The sequence below is a fragment of the Pleomorphochaeta sp. DL1XJH-081 genome (assembly GCF_049310885.1).
In the GTDB taxonomy this organism is placed as follows: Bacteria; Spirochaetota; Spirochaetia; order Sphaerochaetales; family Sphaerochaetaceae; genus CAYZJV01.
Map to the genome: position 1 here is coordinate 39,754 of NZ_JBMDYO010000012.1, position 9,297 is coordinate 49,050.

Annotated in this window: 8 protein-coding genes; 7 read left to right on the forward strand and 1 reads right to left on the reverse strand. The window is 43.9% G+C overall.

Going from position 1 to position 9,297, the window contains the following annotated elements; genetic code table 11:
• Position 1 precedes the first annotated feature (1 nt).
• Genes dnaE through ACODJP_RS13215 form a run of 5 tightly spaced genes read left to right on the forward strand, consistent with a single transcriptional unit; the run spans position 2 to position 7,601 of the window.
• Entirely contained in the window at positions 2-3,499 is a 3,498-nt protein-coding gene (gene dnaE, locus ACODJP_RS13195) for a DNA polymerase III subunit alpha (protein ID WP_422482277.1), read from the forward strand.
• 16 nt (positions 3,500-3,515) lie between these two features.
• On the forward strand, positions 3,516-4,118 hold the full coding sequence (locus tag ACODJP_RS13200; RefSeq protein ID WP_422482279.1) for a YggT family protein: 603 nt from the start codon (positions 3,516-3,518) through the stop codon (positions 4,116-4,118).
• 9 nt (positions 4,119-4,127) lie between these two features.
• Positions 4,128-6,209, forward strand: a complete 2,082-nt coding sequence (gene recG / locus ACODJP_RS13205; RefSeq protein WP_422482281.1) for an ATP-dependent DNA helicase RecG — start codon at positions 4,128-4,130, stop codon at positions 6,207-6,209.
• 44 nt (positions 6,210-6,253) lie between these two features.
• Positions 6,254-6,808, forward strand: a complete 555-nt coding sequence (gene rsmD / locus ACODJP_RS13210; protein ID WP_422482283.1) for a 16S rRNA (guanine(966)-N(2))-methyltransferase RsmD — start codon at positions 6,254-6,256, stop codon at positions 6,806-6,808.
• On the forward strand, positions 6,798-7,601 hold the full coding sequence (locus ACODJP_RS13215; protein ID WP_422482285.1) for an acyl-[acyl-carrier-protein] thioesterase: 804 nt from the start codon (positions 6,798-6,800) through the stop codon (positions 7,599-7,601). The genes rsmD and ACODJP_RS13215 overlap by 11 nt, the downstream gene beginning before the upstream one ends.
• An 8-nt stretch (positions 7,602-7,609) precedes the next feature.
• Here ACODJP_RS13215 and ACODJP_RS13220 read toward each other — a convergent pair whose 3' ends face one another.
• Positions 7,610-7,807: a SlyX family protein gene (locus ACODJP_RS13220; RefSeq protein WP_422482287.1), complete on the reverse strand. Its 198-nt coding sequence runs from the start codon at positions 7,805-7,807 to the stop codon at positions 7,610-7,612.
• 117 nt (positions 7,808-7,924) lie between these two features.
• Between ACODJP_RS13220 and ACODJP_RS13225 the strand changes: the two genes are divergently transcribed.
• Both ACODJP_RS13225 and rd read left to right on the forward strand, forming a co-directional pair.
• Complete coding sequence (locus ACODJP_RS13225) at positions 7,925-8,902, forward strand: helix-turn-helix transcriptional regulator (RefSeq protein WP_422482289.1); 978 nt, start codon at positions 7,925-7,927, stop codon at positions 8,900-8,902.
• Positions 8,903-8,978: 76 nt separating this feature from the next.
• Positions 8,979-9,140: a rubredoxin gene (gene rd / locus ACODJP_RS13230; RefSeq protein ID WP_422482291.1), complete on the forward strand. Its 162-nt coding sequence runs from the start codon at positions 8,979-8,981 to the stop codon at positions 9,138-9,140.
• The last annotated feature ends 157 nt before the right edge of the window (positions 9,141-9,297 follow it).

Sequence of the window (9,297 nt, forward strand, 5' to 3'; positions counted from 1 at the left end):
CATGCCTGATTTCGTACATCTGCACAACCATACCGACTACTCATTACTTGATGGAGCTGCTCCTATCCATAGATATGTCGCAAAAGCGAAAGAGTATGGAATGAATCACCTAGCGATTACCGATCATGGGAATATGTTCGGGGCGCTCAAGTTCTATAATGCGTGTAAAGCAAACGATATAAACCCAATCATTGGTTGTGAATTTTATGTAAACCCAGAGTCACATACAGCAAAATCGACAACCATGAGTGGAAGCAGATATTACCATCTTGTCCTCATTGCTATGAATGAACAGGGATACAAGAATCTCATGGTTTTGAATTCAAAATCCTATACTGAAGGATACTACTACAAACCACGAATAAGCGACCAACTGCTGGAAGTCCACAATGAAGGCCTTATTTGCCTATCCGCATGCCTTGCTGGTGAAATACCTCAACTCATCCTCAACAACAACTATGATGGAGCCAAGGAAAGAGCTTCGTATTATGCTTCAATTTTCGATAATGAGCGATATTATCTGGAACTCCAGGATCATGGACTTCCGGAACAGAAATCGGTAAACCCACAGATCGTCAAATTGGCTAGAGAGTTGAATATCCCTCTCGTAGCTACCAATGACATCCACTATATCGAGGATTCAGACGCGAACGCACAAGACATTGTCCTTTGTATTGGAACCAACAAGAAAAAGAACGATCAGGACCGTATGCGCTTTGACTCACAGGAATTTTTCATGAAAAGTCCCAGTCAAATGCAGCAACTTTTCGATTGGATACCAGAAGCCATTGAAAATACCCTAGAGATCGCAAAACGATGCAATCTCACAATCAGCCAACCGGGACCACTGCTACCAGCTTACGAAATTCCACCTGAGTTCGACAACCCAGATGAATACTTGCGCTATATCGCTCAGGAAGGTTTACAAAAACGATACCCGATAGTTACAGAAGATTTGCAAAAACGTTTGGACTATGAATTGGATGTGATTATCAATATGGGGTTTACCGGTTATTTCCTCATAGTCTGGGACTTCATCTTCTGGGCAAAGAAACACGATATCCCTGTTGGACCTGGACGAGGCTCCGGCGCCGGTTCATTGGTTGCCTACTCCATGACTATTACCGATATCGATCCTATAAAATACAACCTTATCTTCGAGCGCTTTCTCAATCCAGAACGCGTATCGATGCCGGACTTCGATATAGATTTCTGTTACGAACGCCGACAAGAGGTCATCGATTATGTAACAGCCAAATATGGAACTGATAGGGTTGCTCAGATAGCGACGTTCGGTACATTGAAAGTAAAGGCTGTCATAAAAGACGTAGCCCGGGTATTGGATATTCCCTTTGCTGAGGCTACACGTATTGTAAGCCTTATTCCCGATAGTCTGCCTGATGATGAGACTACAGGGAAAGCAAGGAAACTTACTGTTCAAGGTGCGATTGACTTCACACCCGAACTACAGGAGTTGGAACAACGTGGCGGTGTATATGCTGAATTGTTCGATGTGGCGAAGCGACTGGAAGGGTTCAATCGACATACATCCACCCATGCAGCAGGTGTAGTGATTGGCCAAAGCATTCTAACTGATTATGTCCCCCTCTACCGAGATGCCAAGACTGGTGCAATATCCACCCAATATACCATGGACATGCTTGAGGGATGCGGATTGGTAAAAATGGACTTTCTTGGTCTGAAAACCCTTACGCTTATCAAACACACCGAAGAACTCATACAGAAGACCCATCCTGACTTTTCAATAGAAAACATCGATGAGGAGGACCAAGAGACCTTCTCAATGCTTGGGAGGGGCGATAGTGCCTGTATATTCCAATTCGAGAGTGCCGGAATGCAGAGAGTTCTCAAAGATGCCAAGCCAAATTCGATAGAAGACTTGGTCGCATTGAATGCATTGTATAGACCAGGACCGATGGCCTATATCCCAAAATTCATCGATTCGAAGAACGGCCGTACTGCGATTGAATATTATCACCCAGACTTGGAAGATGTATTGAAGACAACCTATGGAGTCATCGTGTATCAGGAACAAGTCATGAAGGTTGCCCAAACTATCGCAGGCTATTCCATGGGAAATGCAGACCTCTTAAGACGTGCTATGGGTAAGAAGAAAGCCGATGTCATGGAACTGGAGAAGCAGAACTTCATAGAAGGAGCCCGGAAGAAAGGCTACTCGAAGGATATCGCAAAAGGGATCTTTGAAATGCTTCTCCCCTTCGCAGGATACGGATTCAATAAATCTCATGCAGCAGCCTACTCGGTCGTCGCATACCAGACTGCATACCTGAAAGCAAATTACCCTGCAGAGTTCATGGCGGCGAATCTGACCAATGAAATCAATAGCCCTGATAAGTTTGCCCAATATCTCGCAGAAACAAAAAGCATGGGTATTGAGATCACGCCTCCTTCAATAAATAAATCAGATAAACATTTTACCGTTGTCGAAGGAAAAATTGTCTATGGGTTACAAGGAATCAAACATGTGGGAGAAGCGGCTGTAGAAAGTATACTTCGGGAGAGGAATGAAAATGGCCCCTTCAAGAACTTTCTTGACTTCCTTTTCCGAAGCGAATCACGGGCTTTGAATTCAAAACTTCTGGAATCCCTTATCCAATCAGGAGCCTTCGATGGACTGGGAGACAATAGGCCAACATTGATGGCAAATATGGAATCGGCACTCAAATATGCACAAAAGAGAAAAGAAAGTGAAGCTTTTGGCCAAGCATCTCTTTTCGACGCCGAAGAAGAAGCAGCAATGGAGACCTTTGAAATGGAAATCCTTCCCGATTCCACACTCCTTGAGAAACTGGAAATAGAAAAGGATCTATTGGGTTTCTACGTCTCAGGACACCCAATGGATATGTACAAAGACGTATGGAAGCGTTCAATAACTGTAGACCTAGGACAGCCAGAGAGGCTTCCTCTAGGCCGACCAGTCAATCTGGTAGCCATGGTTACAGGATTACGGGAAATAACCACTAAAGGTGGCGCTGGTGATAGAATGGCATTCCTCCAATTGAGTGATTTCAATGGAGCAGTTGAAGCTGTTGCATTTCCAAAAGTCTGGAAGGAGTGCGAAACGTTGGTTCGCCCGGATGGCATCTATGGCTTCAAAGGCAAACTCGAAACTCGACAAGATAAGATCTCCTACATACTTGAATCGGTAGTGGATCCAAATTCTCTTGAACCGCAAGCCTTGAAAGAAGCCCATATGGTATTGGTAAAGGATTTGTGTACCCAAACGACTTTACGGAATATCGTTGATACGTGTATCACCTATCGTGGACCTTGTTCACTCATGATTCATTTATTAGAGGACAATTCGGTTGCTGAGGAGTCCGTAGAGGAATCAATGGAAAAACAACAGGCTGAGACGATGATTAGGGCTGGAAGGGAATTTTCGGTAACCTATAGCGATGAATTCATTGCGTCCCTCAGAGAACATCAAGCCGTTTCAGATATTTGGTTCAATTGACCGAGGAGGAATTGGTATGAGAGAATTTGCACGGCTACTCTCCGTTTTGCTCTCAATCTACAATATGCTGATAATCATTAGGATTATTCTGCAGTGGTTCAATCCCATGAGATTACAAGGCTCCGAAAATAGCCTTACCGGAATTCTGGCAAAAATTGTCGATCCCTATCTCAACCTCTTCAAGGGTATTGGAGCCTTAAGACGGGGGAGATTGGACTTTACTCCCTTGGTAGCGCTCATAATCATTAATATCGTCCAACGAATACTACAGACCTTCGCGTATACTGGACAGTTCTCACTTGGATACACCCTCGCAACAATTGTCCAATCTCTCTGGTGGTCCATCGGATCCTTAATCCTTGGAATTTTCGCAGTACTTTTAGGAGTTCGCCTCTTTTTCGCCTATAGAAGGACTCCAAACTCCATCCAATACATATCGATGTTGGATTCTTGGCTTATGAAGCCATTGGACACTATCCATTCATGGTTCTTCAGAGGCCGAGAAGTCTCCGACCGCATGCTCCTATGGACGGCGATAACAGTTACTATCATCACGTATGTTGGTATAGCTATTTTGGTCAACCTGCTTGTGCAATGGTTGGTCAACCTGCCTTTCTAGGAGGCGTCGGTGTTTGTCCGGGAACTCACGGATTCGATAACTACATTAAGAGGAGTGGGAAAGCGATTGGCCGAAAACTATGCCAATCTTGGAATCGCGAATATTGGCGATCTCCTTCTGTTTGCTCCGCGAGCCTATGAGGATCGCTCCCAATTGGTTCCCTTGAAAGGTTTGGAATCTGGAACTTATGCCAATACGATTGTTGAAGTTATATCCAAAAGTTATTTTGGAGGAGGAAAGAAACGGACTTTGAAGGTCATGGTCCGTGATATCAGTGGAGAAGGTGATGCCAAGGCAGCCCTACTCTGTTTTGGCAGGAATTTCTTGGAGCGGGTCTTTCGTGTAGGATCGCACTTCTATCTGTATGGTCAATTCCAACAGAATTTCCACGAATTGCAAAGCAGCCAATTCGAGATGCTTCCATTACGGGCTGACGGATCATTACCTGGCAATTTTGGAAAGTTACTTCCTATCTATCCCCTATCCGGAGAACTAACGCAGCGGATAATCAGAAGAGATGTCTCTTCAGTATTAGATAGCAATCGAAATTTTTCAGATGAGTTACCTAGAGAAATAATGGAACGACATGGCCTCATTCCCATGGATGATGCCATTAGAAAGCTCCATCACCCAAAATCACTTTTTGAAGCACGGGAAGCACAACGAACGCTCGGATTTATTGAATTGTTCTATCTTTTACTCATGACGAGACGGAGAAGTGGAACCACTGTTACAGATACAGTCTCCATATCCTTTCATTTTTCCGAACTCCAAAAAAAATTCATATCTCAATTGCCCTTTGACCTCACAAAAGATCAGCACACGGTACTTAGAGAAATTTGTTCCGAATTAGGTCAAGCTGCCTCTATGAACAGATTGCTGCAAGGAGATGTGGGGTCAGGCAAGACTTTAGTTGCATGGATATCAGCCCTTCAGGTAATCGGTGCTGGAGGTCAGGTCGCATTTATGGCGCCAACAGAACTCTTGGCGAGACAGCATGCAGAAAAGGCAGCACAATGGCTGGAACCACTGGGAATCCGTTTAGCCTTCCTTACCGGTTCGGTGACCGGAAAATCAAGGCGACTTCTGCTTGAAGCTCTTTCTCATGGAAAAATCGATATCATAATCGGTACTCATGCTCTGTTCTCAAGTGAAGTACAGTTCAATCGATTGCGCTATATTATCATCGATGAACAGCATAGATTCGGAGTTGCTCAACGAGTATCACTTTTGCAGAAGGGGCAAGCACCTGATGTCTTGATGATGACCGCTACACCCATTCCCAGGACACTCGCACTCACTGTTTTTGGGGATCTGAATATTTCAACGATCAGGACAATGCCAAAAGGTCGACTCCCGATTACGACCTACCTTGTTGCCAATGAGAGTCGACAAAGAATGTATTCGGCGATAGGTGTTGAATTCTCCAGAGGACACCAGGCCTATTTTGTCTATCCAAGGATTGATGATAAAGGTGAATCGACCCTTCGTGACGTGGAGTCTATGTTTAGCCTGCTTTCTTCGAAAATGTATCCTGGAGTTCCAGCGGCTTTGATCCATAGCCGATTACCAGAGGAGGAAAAGGTATCTATCCTTACACGATTCAGGAATAAAGAACTCTCGTATCTAGTATCCACGAGTGTCGTTGAAGTGGGCATCGATATTCCCAATGCTACATGCATGATTATCGAACATGCCGAACGTTTCGGACTCTCCGCATTACACCAGTTGCGAGGACGTGTTGGGAGAAGTGACTTGCAATCATACTGCTTTCTCGTTTATGAAGCAAATCTCAGCGAAGATGCCAAAAAGCGAATCATGGTAATGAAAGAATCCAATGATGGATTTCATATCGCCGAACAGGATTTGCAGATACGAGGGCCAGGGGAAGTAGCAGGAACCAGACAGTCGGGATTCCTAAAGTTACGTTTTGCGAGTCTAACCGAGGACTTTGACCAGATAGAAGCTGCAAAGAACGAGGTTGACGCTCTTCTTGCTACCGATAGCGGACTCGTAGATCTAGCTCATTCAACCGTTCGTGAAGTCTTGTTGAAAGCTCCTCCATTTGAAGATAAGGATATGGAGATATAATTCATATCATTGCAATTTCCCTCTGTAAACCGTATGGTAAAGGTATGAGAATAACTGGAGGCCTCTATCGTGGGAGAGTGATAACCTGTCCACCAGGTGTAATCCGTCCTGCGATGGATAGAATGAGAGAATCTCTTTTTTCTATTTTACAGGATATTTCTAACCAATCTTTCCTAGACCTTTTTTCTGGAAGCGGTCTGGTAGGTATAGAAGCCGCTTCTCGAGGAGCATCCCCGGTTCATCTTGTTGAAATGGATGGCGGAAAGCGTTCAACGATCTTACGCAATACAAGTTTCGTTGAATCGGAGATCAAACTGTTCATAGCCAATGTATTGAGATTCTTGCCCCAGGCAAAGCTGCAATACGATATCATATATGCTGATCCCCCATTCCCGATGAAAAACAAGTTGGCCATAGCGGAATTGGTGGCAAAACATCAGGTATTACAACCTGAAGGTCTCTTTATTATCCATTATCCGGCAGAAGAGCAGAAATCATGGCCAGAACAGATCGGTAGCCTCAGTTGGATCGACGAACGAAAGTATGGGAGATCACTACTCCGATTCTATAAGGAGACTAGACAAGAACATGCAAATTAATGATGGAATATATCGTGATAGTTTTATTATGGATAGTTATGAGGTCGATCCATTCTACTCGGCACAGACAGCTTACTATTTTCGTGTCATGCAGGAGGCTGCAGGAGCCCATGCCTATCATAGGGAGTTGAGTATTCCTCATTTGCAGCGTGAAGACAAGACATGGGTAGTGACTCGGACAAAGATGTCCATTGACCATTATGCTACTTGGCCAAATACACTGACAGTCGAGACATGGCCACAAAAACCTTGGAAACTCTATTTCCCTAGGGCGTGTCGTCTTTATGATTCGGAAAATCGCAGGTTATTCCAATCACTTACCCATTGGGTGGTCATGGATATGGAAAAACAACGACCTATCAAGCCTACGAGCATCGCAGACCGATTCGAGATGGTCGAGACGAATTCCGTAATTGACCCGGACCTTGGACGGAGAGTTTACTTCGATAGCTCTTCTTTCGAAAAAATCATTCCCTACGAGCCGAGAATCTTGTATTCAGACTGCGATTTCAATAATCACGTGAATAACGTCATATACCTTGAGTGGATGTTGGATTCATTGCCTTTTGCTTTCCGGGATACACATATTGTTGTAGAAGTTGATATCTCCTATCTTGCTCAGACTTATCGCGATGACACAGTCTTTGTCCAGACAGGAGTTATTGACAAAACAGATATGGAGAAGGATGAAGTGCTCCTATTCCATGAAGTTGTTCGAAAATCTTCTGGCAATGAAGTACAACAAGTCAGCGTAGCCTCCACCAAATGGAAAAGGAGACCTGTAGAAAGCTAAGCTATTACTTAATAATGGGGAGGTTTTCTCTGGGGTATATCGGACTCCATACCAGCTAATTCCGCAATCCGTGTCTCCAACCGCTCCTTACTGGAATGTAAGAGGTCGATTTCTTTTTGCTGTCGGATTACCAGCTCATTTAAGGTCATCACCATATCTTCCAAGTAAGCGATCTTAGTCTCTACGAGTGTCAATCTTTCATCCATGCGGCATTGTATCCCTACGTTGTAAGATTTTGCAACAGGATTTACTTGTCTTACCCCCGATACATGGTATACTGAAACGTATTTGTTGCGTTTTGGTGCGTAAAAAGGGGTTTTTCTATGAAAGGTGAACGTGTAGCACAGCTTGACTTATTATTACACTCCCATCCTGAAGGATTACGTAGGTCAGAAATCGCCCGTAGACTTGGAGTCCATCGATCGACTATCAGTAGATATATCGATGAATTGAAACAGTACATTGATATCTATGAAGACAATAATCTCATAAAGGTACAACCGAAAGAAGGTGATGAGAACATCTCTCTTAGCGTCTATGAATCTCTAGCATTCAACCTTTCAGCTGAGATTTTAGCCACCAGTAGTGAGTTTCAAAATCCGCACTTGGCATCAGGATTACGAAAGATTGCTATGAACATGCGTTCCTACGCACCAAAAATTAGTGATAACATCATAGGCTTGGCCGAATCCATAGACCAACAGGTCCATTTGAAGAGAGATAAGAACGGTCAGTATAATACAGTACTCGAAGCCCTCATAGATAGTTGGGTATCGGGAAAAATTGTCCGTATCCAACATTTAGTGGATGGTGATATCCAAGAGACCGAATTCGCTCCATACTTCATTGGTTTTAGGGAAGAGGAAGATGGTCGAAACCCCATCAGCGTCACCGGCAGACTCCGCCATACTGCCGCAATCACCACTATTGATATCGGAACGATAACATCGGCTACAATCCTTGATGAGACATATACGATTCCTGATAACCTTAAACCATTCCATAAGCAGCAGGATGAACAAACGTATGATAGTATTGATTTCATACCTTTGGTCATGAAGCTGAATTCAAAATCGGCACTCAATTCCTTCCGCCAGATTAACCATGGAACACCTCGGTTCGAAAAGAATGGAAAAGGTGAAACCATCTGCAGGATGGAGGCTGAGAATTCCATCGAACTGTATCTCAGAATTATCCAATGTGAAGATACCGTGGAAATCCTCGAACCTCTGTCTTTCAGAAGGAAATTGAAAAAATTGTTGCAAAAGGTACTGGATATATATGAAGATGGTGGAAAATAGAATGAATTCTATTTTGCATTGCATTTTTTACTGTGTCACGGTATCCTTACCATAAGATTCCAAATGGAGGAACAACATGAAAAAGTATGTTTGTGATTTGTGTGGTTATGTGTACGACCCGGCAGAGGGCGATCCGGATAATGGCGTTCAACCCGGAACAGCCTTTGAAGACATTCCAGAAGATTGGGTTTGCCCTCTCTGTGGAGCAGCCAAGTCGGACTTCTCTCCAGAAGACTAAGACTCAGGTGCTACAGGAATCCAGGACCGTCATTGAACGGTCCTTCTTTATGTTCGGACAGAATATTCATCTTCAATTATGGCTCAGTGCAAAAATCTGGGGGAACGAGGCTTGTAGTAGGGTCTCCTGGAAGCAGCCATGAGCTTGAGGAAGAAGT

What these genes read in the sequence shown, in the direction of transcription:
- dnaE (WP_422482277.1), top strand. Translation starts at nt 2, where the DNA reads ATGCCTGATTTCGTACATCTGCACAACCATACCGACTACTCATTACTT.
- ACODJP_RS13200 (WP_422482279.1), top strand. Translation starts at nt 3,516, where the DNA reads ATGAGAGAATTTGCACGGCTACTCTCCGTTTTGCTCTCAATCTACAAT.
- rsmD (WP_422482283.1), top strand. Translation starts at nt 6,254, where the DNA reads ATGAGAATAACTGGAGGCCTCTATCGTGGGAGAGTGATAACCTGTCCA.
- ACODJP_RS13215 (WP_422482285.1), top strand. Translation starts at nt 6,798, where the DNA reads ATGCAAATTAATGATGGAATATATCGTGATAGTTTTATTATGGATAGT.
- ACODJP_RS13220 (WP_422482287.1), bottom strand. Translation starts at nt 7,807, where the DNA reads ATGGATGAAAGATTGACACTCGTAGAGACTAAGATCGCTTACTTGGAA.
- ACODJP_RS13225 (WP_422482289.1), top strand. Translation starts at nt 7,925, where the DNA reads ATGAAAGGTGAACGTGTAGCACAGCTTGACTTATTATTACACTCCCAT.
- rd (WP_422482291.1), top strand. Translation starts at nt 8,979, where the DNA reads ATGAAAAAGTATGTTTGTGATTTGTGTGGTTATGTGTACGACCCGGCA.